General features: G+C 63.0%; 26 protein-coding genes. 20 read left to right on the top strand and 6 right to left on the bottom strand.

What is annotated here, in order from left to right; all coding sequences use genetic code 11:
• Window positions 1-209: 209 nt before the first annotated feature.
• Window positions 210-542 carry a DUF2958 domain-containing protein gene (locus tag MCBMB27_RS27480; RefSeq protein ID WP_075381805.1) on the top strand — a complete coding sequence of 111 codons (333 nt, stop codon included), beginning with the start codon at window positions 210-212 and terminating at the stop codon, window positions 540-542.
• 53 nt (window positions 543-595) lie between these two features.
• On the opposite strand, the gene MCBMB27_RS27475 is transcribed toward MCBMB27_RS27480, so the two are convergent.
• Window positions 596-3205, bottom strand: coding sequence for a hypothetical protein (locus MCBMB27_RS27475; protein WP_139231627.1), 2610 nt, complete (start codon window positions 3203-3205; stop codon window positions 596-598).
• A 90-nt stretch (window positions 3206-3295) separates the two neighbouring features.
• Here MCBMB27_RS27475 and MCBMB27_RS27470 point away from each other — a divergent pair, with 90 nt between their 5' ends.
• The 4 genes from MCBMB27_RS27470 (at window position 3296) to MCBMB27_RS27460 (ending at window position 6837) form a co-directional block, all read left to right on the top strand.
• Window positions 3296-4840 carry a hypothetical protein gene (locus tag MCBMB27_RS27470; protein ID WP_159020386.1) on the top strand — a complete coding sequence of 515 codons (1545 nt, stop codon included), beginning with the start codon at window positions 3296-3298 and terminating at the stop codon, window positions 4838-4840.
• Window positions 4776-5267, top strand: coding sequence for a preQ0 transporter (locus tag MCBMB27_RS29890; RefSeq protein WP_139231626.1), 492 nt, complete (start codon window positions 4776-4778; stop codon window positions 5265-5267). The genes MCBMB27_RS27470 and MCBMB27_RS29890 overlap by 65 nt, the downstream gene beginning before the upstream one ends.
• A gap of 98 nt (window positions 5268-5365) precedes the next feature.
• Window positions 5366-5755, top strand: coding sequence for a hypothetical protein (locus MCBMB27_RS27465; protein ID WP_075381802.1), 390 nt, complete (start codon window positions 5366-5368; stop codon window positions 5753-5755).
• The gene (locus tag MCBMB27_RS27460; RefSeq protein ID WP_075381801.1) at window positions 5752-6837 is read left to right on the top strand and encodes a glycosyltransferase family protein; all 1086 of its coding nucleotides are present in this window, start codon (window positions 5752-5754) and stop codon (window positions 6835-6837) included. The genes MCBMB27_RS27465 and MCBMB27_RS27460 overlap by 4 nt, the downstream gene beginning before the upstream one ends.
• A 20-nt stretch (window positions 6838-6857) precedes the next feature.
• On the opposite strand, the gene MCBMB27_RS29885 is transcribed toward MCBMB27_RS27460, so the two are convergent.
• Window positions 6858-7190 carry a hypothetical protein gene (locus MCBMB27_RS29885; protein WP_139231625.1) on the bottom strand — a complete coding sequence of 111 codons (333 nt, stop codon included), beginning with the start codon at window positions 7188-7190 and terminating at the stop codon, window positions 6858-6860.
• Window positions 7191-7315: 125 nt separating this feature from the next.
• On the opposite strand from MCBMB27_RS29885, the gene MCBMB27_RS27455 reads away from it, so the two are divergent.
• The gene (locus MCBMB27_RS27455; protein ID WP_335633059.1) at window positions 7316-7789 is read left to right on the top strand and encodes a 6-pyruvoyl trahydropterin synthase family protein; all 474 of its coding nucleotides are present in this window, start codon (window positions 7316-7318) and stop codon (window positions 7787-7789) included.
• Window positions 7790-8000: 211 nt separating this feature from the next.
• Here MCBMB27_RS27455 and MCBMB27_RS27450 read toward each other — a convergent pair whose 3' ends face one another.
• Window positions 8001-8969, bottom strand: coding sequence for an SDR family NAD(P)-dependent oxidoreductase (locus MCBMB27_RS27450; RefSeq protein ID WP_043758562.1), 969 nt, complete (start codon window positions 8967-8969; stop codon window positions 8001-8003).
• A 135-nt stretch (window positions 8970-9104) separates the two neighbouring features.
• Between MCBMB27_RS27450 and MCBMB27_RS27445 the strand changes: the two genes are divergently transcribed.
• Both MCBMB27_RS27445 and MCBMB27_RS27440 read left to right on the top strand, forming a co-directional pair.
• The gene (locus MCBMB27_RS27445; protein ID WP_075381799.1) at window positions 9105-9764 is read left to right on the top strand and encodes a TetR/AcrR family transcriptional regulator; all 660 of its coding nucleotides are present in this window, start codon (window positions 9105-9107) and stop codon (window positions 9762-9764) included.
• A complete protein-coding gene (locus tag MCBMB27_RS27440; RefSeq protein ID WP_236952851.1) occupies window positions 9709-11481 on the top strand; it encodes an aldehyde dehydrogenase family protein in 1773 nt (590 codons plus the stop codon). The genes MCBMB27_RS27445 and MCBMB27_RS27440 overlap by 56 nt, the downstream gene beginning before the upstream one ends.
• A 36-nt stretch (window positions 11482-11517) precedes the next feature.
• On the opposite strand, the gene MCBMB27_RS27435 is transcribed toward MCBMB27_RS27440, so the two are convergent.
• Entirely contained in the window at window positions 11518-12537 is a 1020-nt protein-coding gene (locus tag MCBMB27_RS27435) for a LysR family transcriptional regulator (protein ID WP_083683890.1), read from the bottom strand.
• A gap of 103 nt (window positions 12538-12640) precedes the next feature.
• Here MCBMB27_RS27435 and MCBMB27_RS27430 point away from each other — a divergent pair, with 103 nt between their 5' ends.
• The 12 genes from MCBMB27_RS27430 to MCBMB27_RS29880 all read left to right on the top strand — a co-directional run bounded on the left by MCBMB27_RS27430 (window position 12641) and on the right by MCBMB27_RS29880 (window position 21113).
• On the top strand, window positions 12641-13528 hold the full coding sequence (locus MCBMB27_RS27430) for an alpha/beta fold hydrolase (protein ID WP_091955269.1): 888 nt from the start codon (window positions 12641-12643) through the stop codon (window positions 13526-13528).
• Window positions 13529-13557: 29 nt separating this feature from the next.
• Window positions 13558-14382: an alpha/beta fold hydrolase gene (locus tag MCBMB27_RS27425; protein ID WP_043758556.1), complete on the top strand. Its 825-nt coding sequence runs from the start codon at window positions 13558-13560 to the stop codon at window positions 14380-14382.
• 30 nt (window positions 14383-14412) lie between these two features.
• Window positions 14413-15381 (top strand): MBL fold metallo-hydrolase, encoded by a 969-nt coding sequence (locus tag MCBMB27_RS27420; protein ID WP_075381796.1) that lies wholly within the window; start codon window positions 14413-14415, stop codon window positions 15379-15381.
• Between the two features lie 83 nt (window positions 15382-15464).
• The gene (locus MCBMB27_RS27415; protein ID WP_075381795.1) at window positions 15465-16124 is read left to right on the top strand and encodes a pyridoxamine 5'-phosphate oxidase family protein; all 660 of its coding nucleotides are present in this window, start codon (window positions 15465-15467) and stop codon (window positions 16122-16124) included.
• A 146-nt stretch (window positions 16125-16270) separates the two neighbouring features.
• Window positions 16271-17065 carry an MBL fold metallo-hydrolase gene (locus MCBMB27_RS27410; protein ID WP_052083645.1) on the top strand — a complete coding sequence of 265 codons (795 nt, stop codon included), beginning with the start codon at window positions 16271-16273 and terminating at the stop codon, window positions 17063-17065.
• Window positions 17062-17397: an SH3-like domain-containing protein gene (locus MCBMB27_RS27405; protein WP_075381794.1), complete on the top strand. Its 336-nt coding sequence runs from the start codon at window positions 17062-17064 to the stop codon at window positions 17395-17397. The genes MCBMB27_RS27410 and MCBMB27_RS27405 overlap by 4 nt, the downstream gene beginning before the upstream one ends.
• Window positions 17397-18062 carry a nitrile hydratase subunit alpha gene (gene nthA, locus MCBMB27_RS27400; protein WP_075381793.1) on the top strand — a complete coding sequence of 222 codons (666 nt, stop codon included), beginning with the start codon at window positions 17397-17399 and terminating at the stop codon, window positions 18060-18062. Before MCBMB27_RS27405 ends, nthA begins: the two co-directional genes overlap by 1 nt.
• A complete protein-coding gene (locus tag MCBMB27_RS27395) occupies window positions 18059-18397 on the top strand; it encodes an SH3-like domain-containing protein (RefSeq protein WP_075381792.1) in 339 nt (112 codons plus the stop codon). Before nthA ends, MCBMB27_RS27395 begins: the two co-directional genes overlap by 4 nt.
• Window positions 18394-18822 carry a DUF302 domain-containing protein gene (locus tag MCBMB27_RS27390; protein ID WP_075381791.1) on the top strand — a complete coding sequence of 143 codons (429 nt, stop codon included), beginning with the start codon at window positions 18394-18396 and terminating at the stop codon, window positions 18820-18822. Before MCBMB27_RS27395 ends, MCBMB27_RS27390 begins: the two co-directional genes overlap by 4 nt.
• 107 nt (window positions 18823-18929) lie before the next feature.
• Window positions 18930-19457, top strand: coding sequence for a cytochrome P460 family protein (locus MCBMB27_RS27385; protein WP_083683766.1), 528 nt, complete (start codon window positions 18930-18932; stop codon window positions 19455-19457).
• Between the two features lie 320 nt (window positions 19458-19777).
• On the top strand, window positions 19778-20170 hold the full coding sequence (copM, locus tag MCBMB27_RS27380; protein WP_043758545.1) for a CopM family metallochaperone: 393 nt from the start codon (window positions 19778-19780) through the stop codon (window positions 20168-20170).
• Window positions 20171-20903: 733 nt separating this feature from the next.
• Window positions 20904-21113, top strand: coding sequence for a hypothetical protein (locus MCBMB27_RS29880; RefSeq protein ID WP_139231624.1), 210 nt, complete (start codon window positions 20904-20906; stop codon window positions 21111-21113).
• Window positions 21114-21223: 110 nt separating this feature from the next.
• Here MCBMB27_RS29880 and MCBMB27_RS27375 read toward each other — a convergent pair whose 3' ends face one another.
• Window positions 21224-22369 (bottom strand): alpha-hydroxy acid oxidase, encoded by a 1146-nt coding sequence (locus tag MCBMB27_RS27375; protein ID WP_043347310.1) that lies wholly within the window; start codon window positions 22367-22369, stop codon window positions 21224-21226.
• An 82-nt stretch (window positions 22370-22451) separates the two neighbouring features.
• Entirely contained in the window at window positions 22452-24119 is a 1668-nt protein-coding gene (locus MCBMB27_RS27370; protein ID WP_012319507.1) for an L-lactate permease, read from the bottom strand.
• Window positions 24120-24266: the final 147 nt, after the last annotated feature.

Genomic DNA, 24266 nt, shown 5'->3' with positions numbered 1-24266 from the left:
ACTTTGTGCGTCTTCGCAGCAAAGAATGATGTTGCCAGAGACGCGTCAGGGCGAGCGAAAAGCAGATTGCAGATAGATCAACGGCTTAGCGCGAAACATCATAAAATGTAGCTTTTATGATGTTATACGCTCACCCTCTGCCAGTGACGACTTGCTCGCCCTCGCGCTCCCTTGGCTGCACGATCCTTGCGATCACCGTGAGGATATCCATGCTGCCCTTGATCGACGCTGCGACCCGTGAACTGCTTCTTGCTAATGGACGCCATCGCGACCGCGACCATCGCCCAGTGCTAAAGCTATTCAATCCCACGGGCGCGGCAACGTGGCTGATCTGCGCGATGGATGCTGACGGCGACACACTGTACGGGCTTTGCGATCTCGGCTTCGGCGAACCAGAGCTAGGCTACGTGAGCCTGGATGAATTGAAGGAGGTCAGCGCGGGGCTTGTCATCGGTTTGGAGCGCGATCTCTCCTTCCGAGCCGATAGGCCGGTTAGCGAATATGCGAGAGATGCACGGATTATGGGGCGTATCGTAGCCTAGCTGCGGCGGGTACTTATGAAAGGGGCGGTGCAGGCCGCCCCTACCTTACTTGCCTACGGTTTCGGCACAATCTGGCCTTTGGGCTTGTGCCAGCAGCGCGCGAAGAACTTGTTGCGGTAAAGCGTCTTGTTTGTGGGATCGTCAGGCTTGAGCATGCGTAAGTCGAGGTCCGCATACATGCTTGCGATGCGCTCGGCGGCTATCCGCATGTTGGCCTTGCGCTGCGCATCGAAATAACTGGGTCCCTCAAACTCCTTGAGGATGATGTTGGCTGTCATCATCACCGTGTAGCCCTTAGCCATCGCTTCGGTGGCAAACAGCGTGTCCTCCCCGTGAATGAGGTAGCTGGCATCCGGGAACACCTCGGGCCTGCCCTCCTTGCGGAAGTTACGAACCACGAACATGCTGCCCTTGAGGTCGGGGTTCCGCTCGAAGATGTGGTTGCCCGCATAGTCGGCGGCGTTCCAGAAAGCCTTTGGATGACGCGGTGGCTTCTTGTCCCAGAAGGGAAAGAATACATCTACGTCTTCGTACTTCACCGGCTTGTTTCGGGCCATTTCCTCGAAGAACGTAACTCGATCCTCGTTGTAGTATTTGGTTTCGAGGATGGCATCATCATCCATCATGATGCCCCAGTCGTGCGTGCTGCTGTAGAAGCGCTTCAAACACGCGATGCGATTGGTGATTAGAGGCTGACCTTGCTCCTCACGCACGACGGCTTGGTCGCCATAGCGTTCTTCGATCTCGTCTAGGATGAGGTTGCCATCGCGGTTGAAGGCTTGCCGGTCCTCGTCGCTCCATCCGCTCAGCAGCAGGTTGATCGTGACATTCTGCTGCATCCACCAGTTCAGCTGCCTGAGGAAGTTGGCTCGCCTCGCTTGCCACTTCTCCTCGTCCCCGGGACGGAAGGCGATGATGTAGGCGCAGAACTGCTGCTCCATTTCCGTGGTGATGTCCTGCCCCACCGGAGCCGTGGTTATAGCTGCCACGGGGATGGTACGAGTGAGCGGTTGGCAGGCGTTCCTACGCAGCAGGGAAGCGCTCTTGATGGTGGGGATCATGTAGCGGACGTGGCCGCTGCCGTGGGCAAACTCCACCATCAGCGCAGCTTGCGTCTCGTCCGTGTTTACGAACTGAGCCTGCGCGCTGGCGCCGCTGTTGAAGAGGAACGGGCAAAGGCTGGCTGTCTCCAACACCGGCAGCCGAACGTCTTCGCCGATGGCGACGTGCGACTGGGTGCTGAACAGCCGGCACATCATGTTGTTCACGCGGCTATCCACGGGGATGGTGCTGGTGTGGAAGTGATGCGCTTCGATGTACAAATCCGGGATAAGTTTGTCGTTGGCGTCCCGGATGGGCATGCCGTGTTTGTCAGCCTTGACCGAACGAACCATGTTGAGGTCGAGGGCGCGCGGCATGCTCACCTTGCCGGGCATTTGCAGATCGAACGAGCGGCTGTCCAAGTGCCTGCTGCTGTTGGGCACGGTCATCACCCAGCGCTGGCCATTCACGACGTTGCGGTTCTGCTGCCACATATTCGCAGCAATCCTCCGGTGCGTTTCGATCTCCTTCCGCACCGTCACGCGCAACTGGCGACTGCAAGCACGAACGCTGCGCTCGATGCGCTTCTGCCAGAACAGGAACTCACGCGCTTGCCCGGCATCGATCGTGAGATGCGCGCCGAAGGCAGTGGGAGTGGCCATGTGCCGCCAGCGAGTGTCCATGTCGCTAAAGGCTTCAGCTATGATGCGATGACCGCCGGCCGAGGTGATTTTCAACTGGTCCACATCGGCTGTTGCAGTCCACCCAGAGAAACTGGCGAACACCCGCGCTAGCCGGTTGGCCTCAGAAGCCGATAAAATGTACTCGCGATCACCGATCACGTCCCACGGCAGCGGAAGCGTGTAGCGCGCCGTTGTAAAGGTGTAGCGGGTGCTCACGTTCTCGACGGTGAGCCGCCGAACGCCATCGATCATCGCGTTTCGGAGGAGAAAGCCTGATCCCTCCGTGCTGCCGGTTTGCCGCTCCTTGCCAGTCACGAGCAAGCGCACCTGCGCGATGGCAACGAGGATAGCTGCAAGCCCCAGTTGAGGTGCAGCGGGTTGCAGGGCAACGGGCCACTGCCCTGCGGCAGCGGGCGCAGAGTTGGGAACAGCCGTGGGCGTGAGCGCTGCGGGCGGCGTGGGCTGGCTGAGCGTTACCGGCGCATGAATGACCGGATTGCGCTTGGCAATTTTCCTTGCTTCCAGATCATCCAGATAGATGCGGTCAGGACCATGGTGTTTGTCGAACCAGTCGAACAGTTCGTCCGGCTTGATCAAAGCCTCTTCGGCTAGTTCCAGCGCTCTAGCATAACGGGTGAACGAGCCCGCAACCATGCCAGCGAAGCAAACTTCAATTGGGGCACGAAATCTATTCTCGCGTTGAGTGCTGTTGCATTTGATGTTGTGACGTTTGCAATATGCTTCAATCAGCTCACTGCTGTTAAGCAGCGGATGCCACACCTCGTATATTTTTTGCAGTGCTTCGCGGGCTCGCGCTTGCCCAGCCTTCTCATGCTTTACGGCAAGATGTCCCGCCCGCTTGGCTACAGAAAGCTGGTCATCAATGTCGTTGAGTTCTTTTCCATAATCCTGACCAGCCGAATTGCTTCCGCCCGACATGGGTATCCCGCAACAAATTTTAGGTCCTAAATTTTTTAGCCTTGTGGGTGTTAGCCCTTCCTTAAGCCAGCGGCATGCACCAGCTTGGCCATGCTTGATCGCTTGTTCCCTCATCAGCAGAACGTGGCTCGCTACCTCCCAGCGATCAGCCACGGCTACGCCAAGGTTGCTGCTGATCCCAGGTGGAGTTGCGAGGGGCTTCCAGGCACCATGCTGGACTACCTCCGCGCGGGTGGCATCTTCCGCTATCCCGCCACCCTGGCCAGTGCTGGCCAAGTGATGACAGAGAGCGGCGGTCTCAGCAGCGCCAGTACCATGATCACCGAGCGCGATCCTCGCAGTTCGTTCGTGGTGGCTGACAGTGGCGGCTTCCAAATCCAGCAGGGGACGCTTGGCCCCTGGCGCTACCAACAAACCGTGCTGCAATCGCTGCGCTGGCAGGAGGCTCACGGCGACTACGTGATGGCGCTGGACTTCCCCACGGGCGGCATCAACACAGGCGAGATGGACAAGCACATTCACCGTCTAACCCATGTTGACGGTGAAGACCTTGCAGCTATGAACGCCGCGAACGGGTTGGGTATCGCATTTAACGCTTGCATGCGGCAAACCCAGATCAACACCGAAATTATGCTTCAGCATCGCCAGCCGGGCACTCGGCTGCTTGTTGTGCTGCAAGGTACCAGCGAGCCAGAGAGCCGGGTTTGGTATGAGGCCCACAAGGGCTACATCGCCGACGCAGAGGGCATCGCCTTCGCCGGTACCAGCAACACTAGCGTGCGGCTCATGCTGCATCGCCTAATCGACATGCGCGACGACGGACTGCTAGCCAAGATCAAGCACATTCACGTTCTGGGCACGGGCACATTCGAGAGCGGATGCGTCCTCACTACCATTCAGCGCTGCATCCGCGCGAGCATAAATCCCGAGTTGCAGATCACCTTTGACACTGCAACGCCCTTCCAAGAGGCCAACGAGCGCTACCGCCTTGGTGCTTTCTACTGCATCGACAACGTGAGCATTCCCTTTGAATACGTGCGTCCGTCTGGGGCGGCCAAGAGCGAGTACGGGCACCACAACGAACTGTCATTCCCTATCAACGACTGGTGCCACGCCCAAGCGGAGGACGAACGCAACAGAGTAGTGTTTGACAAGCTGGGCTCCTATCAAGCCATGCAGGGACGCCCCACGGCCTACGCAGCTATCAGTGTGATCGGCAAAACCCTGGCGCTCAACGATGTAGCAGTGGTGCGTAGGGAAAAGGATGACCCAGATCCGCTGAACTTCGTCATTAAGCCCACGGGCAACACCGCCTTGCTAATGTGCGTCCATAATGTGGATGCCTACACAAGGGCTATGGAACAAGTTCTGGACCGATGGACAAAAAAAGACAGGGAAGTACGCAACAATTTCCCTCCTCAACTGTTGTTGATCCGAACACTCATCGAAATGGTGTTCGCGCCCAATCATGCGATCGGGCTTACGGACGAACTTGCAGAACTGCCAGACATGCACTTCGACGGCCCGCTGGCTGAAGTGCCGTCACCGCGCAAAGGTACGATCCCTTACAATGCCCACGCCTTCATCGAAGAACACAAAGCCCGTTTGGATTGCTACGTCAAACAACGCGCTTAGGCTTGCTGCGGTCGCTATGTGCATTGCCTATGTGGGCGTTGCACTGTGGGTGAATCACACCATTGGTGAGTGGAAAGATGTTTCGGTCTTCGGCGTGATGATGCCGCCAGGGCTGCTGCTGGTGGGGCTCATCTTCGTGATGCGCGACTACACGCAGCAAGCCGTGGGCAACGGCGTGATCGTTTTCACGCTGATAGCTGCATGGCTAACTTATGCATTCATCGGTCACGATATCGGCATGGCTAGCGGCACAGCATTCGCAGTAAGCGAATGCATCGATTGTGCCGTTTTCATTATTACCAAACGCAGTCTTAAGAACCGTATCTTGATTTCATCAGCCATATCTACCCCGTTCGATGGCCTGATATTCCTCGGTTGGATGAAATGGATTGATCCCTGGCACTTTTGGAGTCAGCCTTTGTTTTAGATACACTACGGCGTCAAGATGATAGCTAGTGCAATATTCTGGGTTGTGCTCGCTGCGCGGGAAAATCGTGCATATACCCTCTCTGCTGCTGATTAATCATGGCCGCTGCTGCAATGATCGCGGGCGTGTCGCCCAAGCGTATGATTTGGGTCACGTTCAAGGTGCGTGGCTTCCACTGCTATCCGGATGCACCGAAAGAGGTTGCCTACCTTCGCCAGCGTCACCGCCATCAATTTGGGTTCCGCGTGTGGATCGAGGTGTGGGGGGACAACCGAGAGATCGAGTTCCACCTCACGCAGGCTTGGCTTGAGGCTCTCTATGCCGAAGGCGGCACGCTGGAAGCTGAGGGCAAAAGTTGCGAGATGCTGGCCAACGACCTCTATGCGCGCATGGTGCAGGAGGAGTGCTTTCAGCGCCGGGACATCTGGATCGAAGTGGACGAGGACGGCGAGTGCGGCGCGTTCATGCGCTATGAGAAGCCGCAATGATGAACGTTTGGCTGCTGCCCATCGAGGGTCACGAACAGCGCTACACCGACCAGTGGCGGCAACATCTCCGCATGCAGATCGAGCACGCTGCAGCTGATCGGGGCGTGACTACGAGGGTGATCGAGGTTGATGGCGACATGCCCGAGCAGATGCCCACCGAGGGTGCCTTTCTCGACTTCGCCGGTACCAACGTTTTCAAGAGCACGCAGATCGCCAGGGTGGCCGAGCACTTCCAGCGCAAGGAAGTGCAGCCGGGCGACGTGTTCGTGTTCACCGATGCCTGGCACCCTGGCGTGCATCAGGTCCGCTACATGAGCGCGTTGCGCAAGGTGCCAGTGCGCATCGTGGGCCTTTGGCATGCCGGGCACTATGATCCCGAGGACTTCCTCGGCCGCATCCCCTTGAAGTATGCGCCGTGGGCCGAGGCCATGGAGCGTGCGCTGTTCGCGGCCTATGACGTGAGCGCCTTCGCCACGCAGGCCCACATCGACATGTTCCGCGAGGCCCTCAAGGTCAGCAAGGACGACATGCGGGTGGCCAAGGTTGGCTGGCCCATGGAGTATCTAGCCGACGAGTTGCAGCCTTTCCTTGGCGTACCCAAGGAAAACATCGTGCTGTTTCCGCATCGGCGGGCTCCTGAGAAGCAGGAGAGCATGTTCAAGGAGGTGGGAAGGGAGTTTCCCGACTGGCAGTTCGTGGTGGCGCAGGAGACCAAGCGCAGCAAGGCGGACTACCACGATCTGCTAGCGCGAAGCCGGGTGGTGTTCTCGTGCTCGTTGCAGGAGACCCTTGGCATTGGCTGCTATGAAGGCGTGCTGGCTGGGGCAGTGCCGGTGGTGCCCCAGAGGCTCTCCTATCAGGAGATGTACCCGAAGGAATTTCAGTATCCAAGCGAGTGGACCATGCCTGATACATATCAACAAAATAAATCAGCTCTGGTAGCTCACCTTCGCAAAATTCTCGCCCGTATCTCGGAAGGCGGCTTCGATCTTGAGCCGTGCCGTCGTCAGCTTGCGCCTTTCTTCTCAGGCGAGGCGCTATACGATCAAATCTTAGCGGAATTCTCAGCTCGTAGCAGTTGATCGAGGTGCTTATACCAACTTCATAAGGCCTTTGTCGCTTTAGGAGCCTCTCCAACAAGCCACTGAAATCCTTCTGCTTGTTTCCATGCGAGCTGAAACAGGGTCAGCGCACTGTTTATATTCTGGAGGCGATCGTGGCTGTAGGCAACCCTACCAAACATCAGATAGGCGGCGAGGATTCTGCCGCCGTCCCAGTGAACGACCATCTGCATGGGCAGGGACTTGCCATCTACCCAGTCGACCACTTCTCGCACCCGGTCGCCCGTGACGGCATAGACCCAGCAATTGATGCTGCGGGTACCCACTCGCACCATAGCTGCTTTCTCGCTCAGCAATTCGATCGTAGTCGTCATGTCTAAACCTCTCCCCGAGGGCAGTTTACGGAACATGAGTTAATGCAGCGTCATGCTGCCTTAGGTCTGGCCGTCGCGTGGAATAATTGAGTGCGATAACTAGGCATCATTCAGTTTGTGGTCTCGTGAAGGATGCGTTTGGAGATGGGCGCGTGAGGTTTCGAAGTACAAAGACATATGGGCACGACATCGGCCTATCTTGCTGTTTTCGGCAGTGGCGATCGACCTCCCACTGCAAGTTCCTCCACGGCTACGCGCTCGCCGTGCACTTGGAGTTCGAAGCCGACGATCTCGACGCTCGTAGCTGGGTCATGGACTTCGGCAGCCTGAAACCGGTCAGGCGGTGGCTGGAGCAAACCTTCGACCACAAGACGCTGGTGGCTGCGGACGATCCGCTGCTCTCCCAGATGCAAGCAATGGACGAGCTCGGTCTGATCCAGCTTGTCGTTCTTCCGCGCGTGAGCTGCGAGGCGTTCGCGGACCATATTTTCGCTTGGGTCAGCGGTTGGCTGGCCGACCAGAGCCTCAGCCCTCGCATCCAGCTCGCTGAGGTTCATGTCCGCGAGCATGGCGCAAACGCCGCCAAGGCGCTGGCATAGAAGCTCCGGACCTACCGCAGCTTCTGCCCGGCTCCCCAACCGATCATTGCGCTCAGCCTAGAAGCAGACTTTCCGGAATGCGCCCATTCCAGTCACTAGATGTCCATCATGTGCGTCCCCGAAACGGACATCGTCCAAGCCGGCGGCTACGCTATTCTGACGTTGGGACACATCAAGCACGTGGAGCCGGGCCGCGCCGAGCAAGACGCGCTCAGTAGCGCTCGCCAACCAAGTCCTCGCTCTTCGCCCAAAGCGCACGCGCGCGCTCGGGATCCAGCGCATAGGAGCGCACGCCCTCGCTGACGGGAGTGATCAACCCGTCGGTGATCCCGGACACGTGGCAGTTCTCGCAATAGCGGCCGCCGACTGCCTCCGCCGACGCCACGAAGGCCGCCCAAACCGACGTGGCAGCTCCTTCGGGAATGGTCTTCCAGGCAAAAGCAGGCTTGCCGGCCGCAGCGAGGTCGGCGTTGATCCGCTCGACCGACTGGGCGACGGCGCCCTGGCCCACATGCCGACCGAGCTCGGTCTGGATGCCGCCGGGGTGCAGGGCCGTCGCCCGCACGTCGCGCGTCCTGTGCCGCCGGTCGAACTCCACCGCGAACTGGATGTTGGCCGTCTTCGAGCGCCCGTACGCCACCATCGGGTCGTAGGGCGTGTGCTTGAAGCCCGGGTCGTCGAGATCCGGTTCCGCGTAGCGATGACCGGCCGAGGCGACCATGACCAGCCGGCCGCCGTCCCGGATCAAGGACGCGATCCGGTTCACGAGGACGAAGTGCCCGAGGTGGTTCGTGCCGAACTGCGTCTCGAAGCCGTCGGCCGTGCGACCCATCGGCGTGGCCATGACGCCGGCGTTGGCGATGACGACGTCGAACGGCCTGCCGTCCGCCAGCAGCGCGTCGGCGCAGGCTCGGACGCTCGCCAGGGAGGCGAGATCGAGCGCGACCAATTCAAGACTTCCGCCATGCGCCGCCTGATCGCGCACCACGGTAGTCGCCGCCTCGGCCTTGGCGAGATCCCGCGCCGTGCCGACGACCTGCGCCCCGTGCGCAACAAGGGCGCGGGCCGTCTCGACGCCAAGCCCCGCAGAGACGCCGGTGACGAGCACGCGCTTTTTGTTGAGATCGACGCCCGCGAGCACCTCGTCGGTGGTCGAGGTCGCCCCGAATGATGCGGCCATGTTGCTCTCCTTGCCAGTGGACACACCTCGCCCGCCGCCCGCGAAGCCATTGTTCGCCGGCCTACAAGTCGATAAGAGGAGGTTGCCTCCGTTTAAATACGGAGGGATCCTCCGTTTAGCAAGAGGTGGTAGCCCGTGACCGAAGAGGAGCCTCGTCCGGCAGCCCGCAGGCCGCGTGCCGACGCCCAGCGCAATCGCGCCCGGCTGCTCGACACGGCCAAGGTGACCTTCGCCGAGAAGGGCGCGGCCGCCGGCTTGGAGGAGATCGCGCGCGCGGCAGGCGTGGGTGTTGGCACGCTCTACCGCCATTTCCCGACCCGCGACGCCCTGATCGAGGCGGTCTACAGGAACGAGACCGCGCATCTCGCAGAGGCCGCGGAGCGGCTCACAGCCACCCGTTCCCCGACGGAGGCCCTGCGGGAATGGATGCTGGTGTTCGTCGACTACATGGCGACGAAGCAGGGCATGTCGGAGGCCCTCAATGCGATGACGGACGGACCGGCCGGCCTGTACGCCGCGTCCGGCGCCCAAATTAAGCAGTCCATGGCCATGTTGTGCGACCGCGCGGTCGCCGCGGGGGAGATCCAACTCGGCATGGAGCCGCTCGACCTGCTGCGGGCGGTGGCAAGCGTGGCCAACATCAGCTCCGGCCCGGACCGGAGGCAATCGGCCATGCGCCTCGTCGATATCCTGGTCACGGGTCTCGAAAAGTCCGCTCGCGACGAAGCGGGACGCTCGATTGCGGCTCGCGCCAAGGGCGCGCCCAGTCAGCAATCTCGCTGGTCAACGCCGTGAGCGCGTGGGTTTCGGCAAGAGGTGTGCTGCAGTTGGGTCACCGCCTTCCGGGTATGGTGATGCGGACACCGTGCTCATCTCGCCGACCGGATCCCTCCGGAGCGGCAGAGAAGCCCTTATCGCGCCGACCGTCGGCACACCGTTCGAATGGGTGGTCGCTTTCCACGACGGCTCGGCTTGGTTTCAACACCGAGATCGCCCTATGCCCGCTCCCATGACGACCACCATCGCGCGCCTCGTATCGGGAACTCCTGTGCCTTTCGGCGGGGACCGTCTGACCGTGATCACGCCGGAACTCGCGGAGGCCTTCCAGCCCGGCGATCATCTGCTGGTCCTGCAGGAGACCGGAGACCTGCTCCACATCCCCGCGGCTCAGATCGCCTTGGCCGCTTCCGCGGTGGACCGGGCGCATGCCGCCTTCATGGCGATGTCGGCCATACCGGATCGGGCCGTCGAGCGGTTCTTCGACCGTTTCGCTGCGCTCCTCGAAGATCCTTCGGCTTGGCGTGCCATCGCCGAGGCGAACCGGCAGGATGTCGAGCGCGCCCAGGGCAGTGGCCGTTCGACGACCCGGCTCGTCGCCACCGATCGGATGCGGCAGGACATGATCGCGGGCCTTCGGGCGTGGCGTGACAGCGAGACGTTGCGCGGCCGCGTGGTCGAACGCATCGTCCATACTGGCTGGACGGTCGAGCAGGTGGCGGCACCGCTCGGGGTGGTCGGCTTCGTCTTCGAGGGACGCCCGAACGTGCTCGCCGATGCAGCGGGTGTCCTGCGCAGCGGCAACACGGCCGTCTTCCGCATCGGTAGCGACGCGCTCGGCACCGCACAGGCCATCATGCGGCACGCCCTCGTGCCCGCGCTCGATGAGGCCGGCCTCCCGCCCGGAGCCATCTCGCTCGTCGAGAGCCCGGAACGGTCGACTGGCTGGGCGCTCTTCGCGGACCGCCGGCTCTCGCTGGCGGTGGCACGCGGATCGGGTCGTGCCGTAGCCCAGCTTGGGAGCGTCGCCCGGCAGGCCGGCACGGCGGTCAGCCTTCACGGAACCGGAGGCGCTTGGATGGTTGCCGACCGGGACGCGGATGCGGGGCGCTTCTCCGCGACTGTCGAAGCCTCCTTGGACCGGAAGGTCTGCAATACGCTGAACGTGTGCTGCATCCATCGCGCCCGGGTGACAGACCTGGTGCCGGCCTTCCTGGCGGCCCTGGAGGCCGCCGGCCGAGCGCGCGGCTTCGGATGCAAGCTTCACGTGGTCGTGGGCGACGAGACCGTTCTGCCGGAGGCCTGGCGTACCGCCACCGTCCGGGTCCGGCGCGCCGAGAGCGAACGCACCGAGCCGCTGACGGAGATCCAATCGGAGGGTGATCTCGGCCACGAGTGGGAGTGGGAGGACACGCCCGAGGTCAGCCTGAAGATCGTTGATGATCTCGATCACGCGGTGACCCTGTTCAATCGCCACAGCCCGCGTTTTGCCGCCTCGCTGATCAGCCGGGACCCGGAGGCGCATCGCCGCTTCTACGACACGGTGAACGCGCCCTTTGTCGGCGACGGGTTCACCCGGTGGGTCGACGGGCAATATGCCCTTAACCAGCCCGAACTCGGGCTGTCCAACTGGCAGAGCGGCCGTCTCCTCGCCCGGAGCGCCATCCTGTCTGGAAGCGGCGTCTTCACTGTGCGCAGCCGCGTCACCCAGGATGATCCGCGGTTGAGGCGTTGAAGGGGCGGCACGCCGCGGGATCCACGCGGCGACCGGTCATGAAGTTCCCGATGGCCAGCCGGCGCCATCCTCATTCGGCATCAATCGCCGGCGCGAGACCTCGCCATCGAGCCTTTCCCGGCAGGACGGTTGGTCCTCGGGATGCGGCGGGGTGCGGTCGAAGTCGGCCTTCAGGCGGACGGCGGCGAAGTCCATGAAGGTCCGCACTTTGGCGAGCGACAGTCGGTCCGGTAGCGTGATGAGATGTACGGGCACGGGCGGCGGCTCGTCCTCTGGAAGTAGGACGACTAGGCTGCCGCCGGAGACTTCCTGCTGGATCTTGTAGGAGAAGATCCGGGCGATGCCCTCGCCGTCGACCGCCGCGCTGACGGCGGCCTCGTCGGTGTTGACCATCAGGCGCGGCTTGACCCGGACCGTGCGGGGCACTCTGCCTCCGGCCAAGGGCGGAAAACTCCAGATGTCGTTCGGGCTCGTGGGCTCGATGCCGATGAAGTCGTGCTGCGCCAGATCGGACAGGGATGCGATTGGCGGCCGGCCATCCAGGTACTTCGGCGATGCACACAGAACGTGTCGAACTTCGCCGATGCGTACCGCTATCAGGTTAGACTCCTGAAGCGGGGCGATCCGGAGCGCGACGTCGATGCCCTCATCGAGGAGGTTCGTGATCCGATTGAGCAGCAGGTAGCGGACCTGCATCGCAGGATATGCCTTCAGGAACTCACCCACGACCGGGCGCAGGACCCGTGTCCCGAACATCACCGGCGCTGTGACGGTCAGGACGCCCCGCGGGGCAGCCCGATGTCCGGCAGCGGCGAGGTCGGCATCATCCAAGTCCGTCAGCACCCTGCGGCAGACGGCCGCGTACTGCTCGCCGGCCTCGGTCAATTGCAGCCGTCGTGTCGTCCGGTGCAGGAGCTGAACACCGACATGGTTCTCAAGAGCGGCGATGGCCCGCGTCACGGCGGCGGGCGAGCGATTGAGACGTCGGCCAGCGGATGCGAGACTACCTTCGTCGAGGGCGGCGACGAACACCCGCATCGCGTCGAGACGGTCGATCATTGTTCCGCCCCGCGAAATCAAGGATTCCGTAGCTTAGGCATTCTGTCATCGATCACAATACGCTAACTTCGATCAACTGCTTCGATGCGAAGGGGGCCATGTGACTGATCCCGGCAGCATTCCGGTCACCCATTACCGCACCGCCAAGGTCGAGGACGTGAACGTCTTCTACCGGGAAGCCGGCCCCGCGAGCGCTCCGGTCGTGTTGCTGTTGCACGGCTTCCCGACCTCATCGCACATGTTCCGCAACCTGATCCCGCTCCTCGCGGACCGCTACCGCGTCATCGCCCCCGACTATCCAGGCTTCGGCGGCAGCGACGCGCCCGATCACCGGACGTTCGCTTATACGTTCGCGCACTATGCCGATCTCGTCGATGGGCTTCTCTCCCAACTGGGGGCGGACCGCTACGCGATGTACGTGATGGATTACGGTGCCCCGGTTGGCTATCGGCTCGCCCTCAAGCATCCCGAACGCGTCAGCGCGTTAATCGTCCAGAACGGCAACGCGTACGAGGAGGGGCTGAAGGCGTTCTGGGATCCCATCAAGGCCTACTGGCGGGAGGATACCCCGGAGCGGCGCGAGGCTCTCGCCTTCTTGGTCGCGCCGGAAACGACAAAGTTTCAGTACGTCGACGGCGTGGCCGACGTGACCCGGATCGATCCGGACAACTGGCTGCACGACCAGGTGCTCCTCGACAGGCCGGGCAACAAGGACATCCAGCTCGACCTCTTCCGCGACTACGGCACCAACGTACCGCTCTACCCGCAATTCCAGGCCTTCTTCCGCGCGCACAGGCCCCCGACGCTGATCGTCTGGGGCAAGAACGACACCATCTTCCCGGCCGACGGCGCGCATCCGTACCTGCGGGACCTACCAGATGCCGAGCTGCATCTGCTCGATACCGGGCACTTCGCCCTCGAAGACAAGCTCGACGTCATGGCGCCGATGATTCGGGACTTCCTCGACCGTAACGATGGCGGCGGCTGACATGCGGATGGCACGCGAGGGGACGGCGCATGGGCACGATCAAGGTCGAGGACGGCGCCGAGATCTTTTTCAAGGACTGGGGCGAGGGGCAACCCGTGGTCTTCAGCCACGGCTGGCCTCTCAGCGCCGACGCCTTCGAGGATCAGATGTTCTTCCTCGCCAGCGCGGGGTACCGCTGCATCGCGCATGACAGGCGCGGGCACGGCCGCTCCAGCCAGCCCTGGACCGGCAACGACCTCGATACCTACGCGGACGACCTGGCCGCGCTGGTCCGGGCTCTCGACCTTCGGGAGGTCGTGCATGTCGGCCACTCGACGGGAGGGGGCGAAGTCACCCGCTACATCGGCAGGCACGGCACGGATCAGGTCGCGAAGGCCGTCCTGATCGGCGCCATCCCGCCGCTGATGCTCAAGGGCGTCAAAAATCCAGACGGGACGCCCATCGAGGCGTTCGACGCTCTCCGCTCCGCCGTGCAGGCTGACCGGTCGCGGTTCTGGAAAGACCTGAGCCTGCCGTTCTACGGCTACAACCGTCCAGGGGCAGCCATTTCGGAGGGCGTACGCGAGGCGTTCTGGCTGCAGGGTATGATGGCAGGCTTCCCCGCTTCGTACTTCTGCATCAAGGCGTTCTCAGAGACGGACCTGACGCAAGATCTCGCCCGCTTCGATGTCCCGACGCTGGTCATTCACGGGAGCGACGATCAGATCGTGCCGATCAAGGCTTCGGCGATGCGGTCTTCAAAGATGATCAAGGATGCGAAGCTCTTGGTCTACGACGGCGCCCCCCACGGATTGTGCACCACCCACAAGGACCGCGTGAACGCAGATCTTCTCGATTTCTTGTCGACGCCATAACGGCCCGTCCGCCAAAAGGAGAGCCGCGTGATGCCGTCATCTCAGTTTCAGCTCTCCCACAGCGGACTCTGCCTCTGTGGCACGCCGGATACGACATTCGGGGCAAACGGCACGTGGCTCTCCCCGAGGCAATCCTTCGCTAAAGCGCGCGGGATCGTCGAGACGATCAAGTCCAAGGCGGCAACGGCTGCCATCAAGGTCCACCATCTCCGCGGCAACATCGCGGTCTTGGAGGGATCTGGCGGCAACATCGCGGTACAGGCGGGCCGCGCCGGCAAGGTGCTCGTCGATGCCGGTATCGCCGTGTCGCGCCCGCAGGTCGCCTCAGCGCTCGCGACGCTCGGTCCAGAACCGGTCACGCATCTTATCAACACGCATTGGCACTTCGATCACGTCGACGGGAACGCTTGGCTTCACGAGCTGTCTCCGACAATCATTGCCCATGTGAACACGCGCCGGCACCTATCGACCACGCAGCGCGTCGAGGACTGGGACTTCGACTTCGTGCCGCTTCCGGATGCGGCACTGCCGACCGAGGTGTTCGCAACAGATCACCGCCTGAGCCTCGACGGCGCGAACCTGGCGTTGCGCTACTATGGGCCCGCCCACACGGACAGTGACATCTCGGTTCACTTCGAGGAGCCCGACGTCCTGCATGTCGCCGACACGTACTGGAACGGCGTCTACCCCTTCATCGACTATTCGACCGGCGGTGGCATCGACGGGAGCATCCGTGCTGCGGAAGCCAATCTTGCCCAGGCGACCGAAAGCACCATCGTCATCCCCGGCCACGGCTATCCAGTCAGCGACCGCGCGGGGCTGCAGCGGTTCCGCGACATGCTCGTCACGGTGCGGGACAAGGTCGCCGCGCTGAAGGCGCAGGGACGATCACTGGAAGAGATCGTGGCGGCGAGACCTACGGCAGCCTTCGACGAAGTCTGGGGCCGGTTCGTCATTACACCGGCTCTCTTCACTCGACTGGTTCACGAAGGTGTCTGAGCGGGTACGGCCAACTCAATAAATGAGTTGCCGACAGCGCCGAACGATCCGACCGGGCACGATTTGGCGGAAGGAGTGGCAATATGAGTCGCAGGTACTCGGACGTCGCTTTCACGCCGGCGGTGAGGGCGCTCCAAGAGGCGCAGGGAAGCCGAAATCACTACGCCCGGTACGACGCGCTCGATGAACCTGACGCTCGGCTCGGTCCCGGCGAGCGCGCTTTCATCGCGGCACGCGATGGTTTCTACATCGCCACGGTCTCGCAGACCGGCTGGCCTTACGTTCAGTTCCGCGGCGGTCCTCCAGGCTTCCTGAAGGTCCTCGGCGAGGCTGACCTGGGCTTTGCCGATTTTCGCGGCAATCGGCAGTACGTGACGGCCGGAAATGTTTCGGTCGAAGACCGTGTCTCCCTGTTCATGATGGACTATCCGGGCCGGCGCCGCCTGAAAGTGTTTGGCCGCATGCGTGCCGTCGACGGGAGCGTCGACCCCGAACACGTCAACCGCTTCGCCCCGCCCGGCTACCGGGCCGTGATCGAACGTGCCTTCCTGATCAGGGTCGAGGCATTCGATTGGAACTGCCCGCAACACATCACGCCTCGCTTCACCAGCGGTGAGATCGCTGCCGAACCGGCGCTCCGCGAATGGATCTGTGCCGAGGCGCAGGAGCGAACGGGGCAACCTGGATCGCCCGGAGCCAGCGCCACCAAAGTGCCCGGTCTGAGCCAGGAGACAACGGCATGATCGGGTCAGAAGACCCGACAGATAGCCGGTCCGTGCGCGCCGCAGCGGCGCCCACCCCGCCCGCTCCCCCGAATGTGGGGACGCGGGCACCTTATCGGTTCAGGCATGGTCCCCATGAAGTCACTATCTTCAGCGACGGGCAACTGATGCTACCCACGACGCTGTTGGCGCCTCAGGCGCCAGCAGCCGACCGGAGAGCGGCGCTGGAGATCGCCGGTCTTGTCTCGGAGAATTACGAACCCGCGGCCAACATCCCCCTGATCCGCAGCGGTGAGGACTTGATCCTGTTCGATACCGGCGGAGTGGATTTCCAGCCAGGTCTTGGCTGGCTCTCGCGACACCTCACGACTTCGGGCATCGACGCCGCCAGCATCACGAAGGTGGTCCTCACCCACGGTCACCCGGACCACATCTGGGGGACCGTTCTGGCAGACGGTGCTTTGCGCTTCCCCAATGCCACCTACTACGCCGGCGCGGCCGAATGGGACTTCTGGAACCACGACGACGTCTGGACGAAGCTGCCCGATGCGCAGCGACCATTCGCGATCGGGGCCCGGCGTCAGTACGCTGCCGTGCGCGACCGGGTGATCATGATGCGCTCGGGAGACGAGGTGATCTCCGGTATCCGAGCCATCGCGACCCCAGGCCACACGCCGGGCCACCTGTCCTTTGAGGTGTCTGGAGGCGACGGGCTGATCATCGTCGGCGACGTCGTCACGACGCCATCCGTATACTTCCCGAATCCGAAGTGGACGTTCGGCTTCGACGCCGACGACGGGCAGGCCATCGACAGTCGTGTTCGCCTGCTCGACCGCGCGGCGCGTGAGCGCACGATACTGCTCGGTTATCACTGGCCCTACCCGGGCGTGGGCTACGCCGAGCGAGACGGCGCAGGGTACCATTACCTTCAGGGGCACGACCGGCCGGACACTGTCGAATGACCATCATCGCGCGAGGCGAGAGGGTCGTAAGGGCGATGGGTGAGATGCCCACCTTCGAAGTCGGGGCGCGGGTCAGGATCTCTCAGCGCCACCCGGTCGGGCACTATCGCGTCCCGCTCTACCTGCGCGGCCATGACGGCGTGGTCGAGAGGGTCATCGAGCCGGCCGGGATCGACAACGAGGAGGAAGCGTACGGACGCAACGCCGGTTCGAAGCTGCACTACTACCGCGTCGCCTTCGCAATGGCGCAGCTCTGGCCCGGTTATGCGGCCGCATCGCGTGACAGCCTGCGTATCGAGGTGTTCGAGACCTGGCTTGAGAGGATCGGGTAATGAGCGCACACGCGGAGCCGCACGACGATCATCACGGGCACGATCAACCCCTCGCGGAGATCGTCCACTCGGGACGACCCGGCTATTACGAGATTATGGAGACCGCGGTGCGGGAACTCCTGGTCGAGCGTCGTCTCATCGGCGCGGACGAGATCCGGAGGCAGATCGAGGTCTTGGACTCGCGCACGCCCGCGCTCGGCGCCAGGGTTGTCGCACGGGCTTGGGTTGATCCCGACTTCAAGGAGCGCCTTCTCGCGGATGGCCGGACCGCCTGCGAGGAACTCGGCATCAGCTTCTACGACGACACCGGGCTGATCGTGCTGGAGAACACCGACCGGGTGCACAACCTGATCGTCTGTACGCTGTGCTCCTGCTATCCGCGACCGGTCCTCGGGCTGCCACCCGACTGGTACAAACTGAAACCCTACCGGGCCCGCGCCGTGAGAGAGCCACGCGCGGTTCTCGCCGAGTTCGGCACCGTCATCCCCGACGACGTCGAGATCCGGGTAAGCGACTCGACCGCGATGGTCCGCTTCCTCGTCCTGCCGCGGCGGCCGGCAGGAACGGACGGCTGGGGCGAGGAGGAACTGACTGCCCTCGTCACGCGCGACACGATGATCGGCGTCGCGCCCGTCGCGCTTCCAATCGCCGGAGCCGACCGATGACCCAGACTGAGATGCTGCTGAAGCGGCTGCCGAACGACATCGGCGGCCTGGACGGGGGGCCCATCCAGCGGGTCGAACACGAACTTGAGCCTTGGGAAAAACGCTGCCACGCCCTCGCCGACGTGCTCGACTTCCACAAGATCCTCAACACCGAAGAGAAGCGTAGGGGTGTTGAGGCGCTTGGCGCCGAGATGGTCGGCGCGCTCAGCTACTACGAGCGGTGGATTGCCGCGTTCGCCAAAATCCTGTTTGCCAAGCGCATCCTGACCCCGAGCGAACTGGCGGCCAAGATGGACGAGGTTGCTGCTCGTTGGGACGGGGAGTGCCGCTCATGACGGCGGGTTTCATCAAGCATCAGAGCCACTTCCAACCCGGTGAGACCATGGATAACCTGGTCGGTGCGGTAACGAGGCGCGGCCTGGCGGTCTTCCTTCGACTTGACCATGCGGCTGCGGCGATCCAGGCGGGGCTCGACCTGAGGCCGACGCAATTGCTGGTGTTCGGCAGGGCAGAAGGCGGAACGCCTCTGATGCAGGCAAACCAGACGATCGGCGTCGACCTGCCCCTACGCGCCCTCGTGTGGTGTGATCCGGCGGATCGGACTTGGATCGGTTACGACGACCCCCTGTGGCTGGCGGCGCGTCACGGCCTGACGGAGGGCAATCCGAGGCACGCCGCAGAGGCACTGTCGCTGCTGGTCGAGACCTGCGTACTTCAGGCTGCCGGAACAGATCCGTCGAAACCGAGGGGCGCGCTTTAGGTCGAGTATGCCGGCTTTATAACGTCGCCTCTACATGGATTTGACGCCATCCGCCGGCGCTGCGTCAACCGAAAGACGGTTCAGCATAGGGTCCAGGGGAGGACACCATGAGAACTACGACGCTTCGCTTGGGTGCATGCATCATGGGGGCCGGCATCGGGATCTTCGCTCCCTTGGCGACTGGAAGCGCTGATGACGACGCGTCTCCGATCTTCGGTATCAGTTTGCCTGCCGGGTACCGCGAGTGGCAGTTGATCGGCGTTGCGCACGAAGCCGGCAAGCTCAACGACCTTCGCGCCATTCTTGGAAACGACATCGCGGTCAAGGCATATCGGGACGGAACACGCCCATTCCCAGACGGTGCGATCATTGCGCGGTTGGCTTGGGAGTATGTGTCGTCCGCGGAAAACGATGCGGTTTTCGGCCAGGCGCAATCGTTCGTTCCCGGCTCCCCGACGAACGTCCAATTCAGCGTCAAGGACTCTAAAAAGTTCGCCGATACGGGTGGATGGGGATACGGGCAATTTGAAGGTGGCAAGCCCAATCGGAGCGAAGTCCTGATGAATACCTGCGCGCCATGCCATGCTGCCGTATCGTCGACCAATGATTTTGTCTTTACGCGTTACGCGCCTTAAGGTCCGAGATTGGTGCGGCAATTTTTCAGCATGTTACATCGGGTTCCAATAGCCTCAGTGAAACCATCCAATTCGAGGTCATCGTTTTTGTCGGGCGAGGACTGGAAACCCGTTGCGGCGACCGATTTCAGTACGCCCATCGTTAAGATAGGCGGCAGGCCAATTTAAGTGCCCCTGGACCCGGCTGACGGCAGCCACATGATCGGCGAGGCCGCGGCGCTTGACGAGGCAGCCCGAGGGACGCGGAGCAACTCGCCAGCCCGGAGGGCATGACCGACAGCGGCAAGTTCAGGTGACCCCCACCTCGGAGATGAAAGCTCATGACCCGCAACAGCAAACTTCTTGCTATCGCCCTGCTGTCGACCGGGCTGGCCAGTACAGTCCTCGCGCAGGGCGTGGACGGTCACGGCTCAATAGCCGGCATGGAGATGGGCTCGATGAAGTCGGATCCGAAGGACGACGCCTCGACCAGAGAGTTCAAGGTCGCCGACACGGCGATGATGAAGGACATGGACGTTTCTTACACCGGCGATCCGGACGTCGATTTCCACGCCCACATGATCCCGCATCACAAAGGCGCGGTCGCGATGGCGAAGGTCGCGCTGAAGCACGCCAAGGATCCCGCCACCAAGGCGATGGCCCAGAGGATCATTGCCGACCAAGACACGGAGATCTCCGAAATGGAGGCGTGGCTGAAGCGGCACGGCAAGTAATCGCCGAAGCCGGAGCTGCCCGCCGGAGCGGTCCGAGCACGCTTCCCCCGATGAGGCTCCAGTGTGCCCAGGGGGCCGATATGCACGCCGCCCGCAACGACACCATCTATCGGATGCCATAATCGCTGCCATCGGTGGCAATAGATCACGACGTCCGCTTTCCGGCGGCTGTCGCACGAGCCTGTGCGACCGGGTTCGGTCGATAGGAGGCCGTCCGCTTTTCCGGCGGACCGTTTCAGAAGCAGCCATTCCGCTTACGGCCAGCGTCAGTCGTCGCGCTGCGCCTGCGGGAAGGTCTCAGATGGGTGGTTTTCCGCCGGTCCGGTTTCAGGCACAGATCGGGAAAAGCGGACGCTCGGCCGCAGCAAATTCATGCCGAAAGCGAAGTGGCACATTTCAATTCAAGTAATAATTTAGCAAAGTTCGCTTTATTACAAACTGCTCGGACTCCAAAAATCGGATTGTGGAAAGTAAAACTTTAATTTCTCAAATTTACAAAGTTATATTTAATCTATAATTCCCAGCCTAAAACTCAGTTGGTCTGCGGCGATCGACGCCAGCGGTTTTTCGACCGTCGACCTGACCCTATCCGCTCCGCCAAGCCTCTTCGCTCAAGTTCGATGCAGGCCGCGCAGACGCCGTCGATGGGATCGGAGCTGGAGTGGCCAGACCGGATCTTGATGACTGATGCGCTCATGAATTCGTCGTCTAGAGCCGCCAAGATCTTAAGTTCGTGCGGCGTGAGCGGACGCAAGATGAACTCCTCAACGTTCCGGTAAGCCGTATTTCACCCGGCTTAAGCGCCACGCCCAAGCTGCCGTCGATGCTGGAGCCGATGATCGACCGGACCAAGTTGATCTGGCCCGTCGGCTGCGACACGGCGCCGGACATCTTCCAAGGGCTCGATCGCCTCGGGCGCGCATCCCGATTACGATCCGGCTGAAAAGCTTGGACAACCGGCGATGCTGCGTCTTTCCTAGGATTCGCGGACCCGCGCTCAACCACATCGCAGTGCGTTGCAACGGCCCGCGACAGCGGCAAGCCCGGACCCCGTTAGGAGAAGCGCAAGTTGCTCCGGGTCAGCTGATCGACGGATGCGCAACCCATCAGCCGCATGTCCCGTTCGATCTCGGACCGCATCAGGTCCAATGCGCGCTCGACGCCGGCCTGACCAGCCGCGGCGAGGGGGAACAGGTAGTAGCGCCCGAGGCCGACGGCCTTCGCGCCGACGGACAACGCCTTCAAGACATGGGTGCCGCGCTGGACGCCGCCGTCCATGATCACGTCAATCCGGTCACCGACCGCGTCCACGATCTCGGCGAGCTGGTCGAACGCCGTGCGTGAGCCGTCGAGCTGGCGGCCGCCGTGGTTCGACAGGATGATGCCGGTGCAGCCGATGTCGACCGCACGCTTGGCGTCCTCCACCGACATCACGCCCTTCAGGCAGAATTGGCCGCCCCACTCACGCACCATGGCGGCGACGTCGTCCCATGACAGGCTGGGATCGAGCATCTCGGTGAAGTAGCGGCTGATAGAGAGTGCCCCGCCGCCCATATCCACGTGGCCATCAAGTTGCGGGAGCTTGAAGCTCTCGTGCGTGACATAGTTGATCCCCCAGGCCGGCTTCATGGCGAACTGCATCATCCCGGCGAGGGTGAGCCGGAACGGGATCGAGAAGCCCGTCCGCTTGTCGCGCTCGCGGTTCCCCCCCGTGATGCTGTCGACGGTCAGCATCATGACCTCGATGCCGGCCTGCTTGGCCCGGGCCATCATCTCGCGATTCAAGCCGCGGTCCTTGTGGAAGTAGAACTGGTAGACCTGGGGACCGCCGCTGATGCGACGCGCTTCCTCCAGGCTTACGGTCCCGAGCGACGAGACGCCGAACATCGTCCCGTACTTGCCCGCCGCAGCGGCGACGGCGCGTTCCCCCTGATGATGGAATAGCCGCTGAAGAGCCGTGGGCGAGCAGTAGACAGGCAGCGCGAGCCGCTGGCCCATGACAGTCACGGACAGGTCGATATCGCCGACGCCGCGCAGGACGTTCGGCACCAGGTCGCACCGGTCGAAGGCCGACGTGTTGCGCCGGTACGTGACCTCGTCGTCGGCCGCCCCGTCGATGTAGTCGAAGATCGGCCCGGGCAGCCGGGCCTTCGCCATGCGGCGGAAATCGTGGAAGCTGTGGCAGCTGTTCAGTCGCATCTCGGATCCCCGTGGGCGCGTGGCGCCATCGCCAGAGCAGAAGGATGGCCGGGAGGGATCGCTCGCCCCCGGCCCGGCGGCCTCAATGAGCGAGGGTTGGGATGGCCGCGGCCGGTACCATGGCGGTGAATGGCGGCACGTAGGCCTGCAGCATCACCAGGACGCCGACGAGGCAGGCGAGCGCGATAGAGTGGAAGAAGACGTAGCGCAGGATCTTCGCCTCGCCGCCGTACCACTGCGTCGCCGTGGAGGCGACGACGATCGACTGCGCGTCGATCATCTTGCCCATCACGCCACCCGAGGAGTTCGAGGCCGCCATCAGGGTCGGCGACAGGCCGAGCTGCTCCGCGGTGATCTTCTGCAGGCCGCCGAACAACACGTTCGAGGCCGTGTCAGAACCCGTCAGCGCCACGCCGAGCCAGCCGAGCATCGCCCCGAAGAACGGGTAGATCCAGCCGGTCTGCGCGAAGGCGAGGCCCAGCGTCGCGTCGGTGCCCGAGTACTTGGTGACGTAGCCCAGCGCCAGCATCGCCGAGATCGTGATCAGGGAGTAGCGCACGAGCCAAGCGGTGCGGCCGTACTCGCGCAGCAGCTTGAGCGGGCTGAAGCCGAGGATCAGGCCGCCCACGATCGCCGAGAGCAGGATGCCGGTGCCCGTCGCCGAGAGCAGGTTGAGGGTATAGATCGCGGCCTCGCTGTGACTCGCGGCGACAACCGGCGGCATCTTGAAGACGAGGTTGTGCAGGTAGGGCACTGGCATCTTCCACACCCAGAGGGCGTCGAGCCAGGCGCGGAACTGCGGCGTGCCCCAGGCGAAGACGAACAGCGACAGGATCAGCCAGGGCAGCCAGGCGCGGAACACCGTGCCGGGGGAGTGAGTCCGCCGCTCAGCGACCGGAGCCGTTCCTGCGGCGACATCGGTTGCGGTCCAGATGCGAGCGGGCTGCCAGACGCGCAGGAAGCCGGCGAGCGCCGCCATCGAGCAGATCGCCGCGACCACGTCTACGAGCCAAGGGCCGTGGAAGTTCGAGACGAGATACTGCGGAACCGCGAACGAGAGACCGGCCACGAGCAGCGCTGGCCAGACCTCCAGCATGCCCTTGCGGCCGGCAAACGCCCAGATCAGCCAGAACGGCACGAGGAGGGAGAAGAACGGCAGCTGCCGGCCGATCATCGCGGACAGCGCGATGAGATCGAGCCCCGTCACCGCTGAGAGCGCGATCACGGGAGCGCCGAGCGCGCCGTAGGCGACGGGCGCCGTGTTGGCGATGAGTGAGAGGCCCGCGGCGGCCAGCGGGGTGAAACCGAGGCCCATCAGCATCGCGGCCGTCACCGCCACCGGCGTGCCGAAGCCGGCCGCACCCTCGAAGAAGGCGCCGAACGAGAACGCGATGAACAGGAGCTGCAGCCGCCGGTCCGGCGTGATGCCGGCGATCGAGTCGCGCAGGATGTCGAACTGCCCGGTCCGCTCCGTGAGCCGGTAGAGGAAGATGACGTTGAGGATGATCCAGCCGATCGGCAGCAGGCCGAACGCCGCGCCGTAGACGGCGGTGGCCCCGGCCATCGGGGCCGGCATCCCGAAGCCGATCACGGCGACGCAGAGCGCCACGACGAGGCCCAGCAAAGCCGCGACGTGCGCCTTCAGGTGCAGCAGGCCGATGCCGCCGAGCAGCACGACGATCGGCAGGGCGGCGAGCGCCGTCGACCAGAGTGCGCTGCCCAGGGGATCGTAGACTTGGTTCCAACTCACGGCGTGGTCCTCCCGATGGTGGTCCGATCCGAGCCGTGATCGAGCCAGCACCCATCGTCGCCCCGCGCGTGTGGCGTACGCGCGCAGAACCAGGGCCGCCTTCACCGAGCTGAACCGACGCCAGGGCTTATTATTAAACCGCAGGCG

This window comes from Methylobacterium phyllosphaerae, from assembly GCF_001936175.1.
GTDB classification, from domain to species: domain Bacteria; phylum Pseudomonadota; class Alphaproteobacteria; order Rhizobiales; family Beijerinckiaceae; genus Methylobacterium; species Methylobacterium fujisawaense.
This window is presented reverse-complemented; position numbering and strand designations above follow the sequence as displayed.

What these genes read in the sequence shown, in the direction of transcription:
- MCBMB27_RS27480 (WP_075381805.1), top strand. Translation starts at nt 210, where the DNA reads ATGCTGCCCTTGATCGACGCTGCGACCCGTGAACTGCTTCTTGCTAAT.
- MCBMB27_RS27475 (WP_139231627.1), bottom strand. Translation starts at nt 3,205, where the DNA reads ATGTCGGGCGGAAGCAATTCGGCTGGTCAGGATTATGGAAAAGAACTC.
- MCBMB27_RS27470 (WP_159020386.1), top strand. Translation starts at nt 3,296, where the DNA reads ATGCTTGATCGCTTGTTCCCTCATCAGCAGAACGTGGCTCGCTACCTC.
- MCBMB27_RS29890 (WP_139231626.1), top strand. Translation starts at nt 4,776, where the DNA reads ATGCCCACGCCTTCATCGAAGAACACAAAGCCCGTTTGGATTGCTACG.
- MCBMB27_RS27465 (WP_075381802.1), top strand. Translation starts at nt 5,366, where the DNA reads ATGGCCGCTGCTGCAATGATCGCGGGCGTGTCGCCCAAGCGTATGATT.
- MCBMB27_RS27460 (WP_075381801.1), top strand. Translation starts at nt 5,752, where the DNA reads ATGATGAACGTTTGGCTGCTGCCCATCGAGGGTCACGAACAGCGCTAC.
- MCBMB27_RS29885 (WP_139231625.1), bottom strand. Translation starts at nt 7,190, where the DNA reads ATGACGACTACGATCGAATTGCTGAGCGAGAAAGCAGCTATGGTGCGA.
- MCBMB27_RS27450 (WP_043758562.1), bottom strand. Translation starts at nt 8,969, where the DNA reads ATGGCCGCATCATTCGGGGCGACCTCGACCACCGACGAGGTGCTCGCG.
- MCBMB27_RS27425 (WP_043758556.1), top strand. Translation starts at nt 13,558, where the DNA reads ATGGGCACGATCAAGGTCGAGGACGGCGCCGAGATCTTTTTCAAGGAC.
- MCBMB27_RS27420 (WP_075381796.1), top strand. Translation starts at nt 14,413, where the DNA reads ATGCCGTCATCTCAGTTTCAGCTCTCCCACAGCGGACTCTGCCTCTGT.
- MCBMB27_RS27415 (WP_075381795.1), top strand. Translation starts at nt 15,465, where the DNA reads ATGAGTCGCAGGTACTCGGACGTCGCTTTCACGCCGGCGGTGAGGGCG.
- MCBMB27_RS27410 (WP_052083645.1), top strand. Translation starts at nt 16,271, where the DNA reads ATGCTACCCACGACGCTGTTGGCGCCTCAGGCGCCAGCAGCCGACCGG.
- MCBMB27_RS27405 (WP_075381794.1), top strand. Translation starts at nt 17,062, where the DNA reads ATGACCATCATCGCGCGAGGCGAGAGGGTCGTAAGGGCGATGGGTGAG.
- nthA (WP_075381793.1), top strand. Translation starts at nt 17,397, where the DNA reads ATGAGCGCACACGCGGAGCCGCACGACGATCATCACGGGCACGATCAA.
- MCBMB27_RS27395 (WP_075381792.1), top strand. Translation starts at nt 18,059, where the DNA reads ATGACCCAGACTGAGATGCTGCTGAAGCGGCTGCCGAACGACATCGGC.
- MCBMB27_RS27390 (WP_075381791.1), top strand. Translation starts at nt 18,394, where the DNA reads ATGACGGCGGGTTTCATCAAGCATCAGAGCCACTTCCAACCCGGTGAG.
- MCBMB27_RS27385 (WP_083683766.1), top strand. Translation starts at nt 18,930, where the DNA reads ATGAGAACTACGACGCTTCGCTTGGGTGCATGCATCATGGGGGCCGGC.
- copM (WP_043758545.1), top strand. Translation starts at nt 19,778, where the DNA reads ATGACCCGCAACAGCAAACTTCTTGCTATCGCCCTGCTGTCGACCGGG.
- MCBMB27_RS27375 (WP_043347310.1), bottom strand. Translation starts at nt 22,369, where the DNA reads ATGCGACTGAACAGCTGCCACAGCTTCCACGATTTCCGCCGCATGGCG.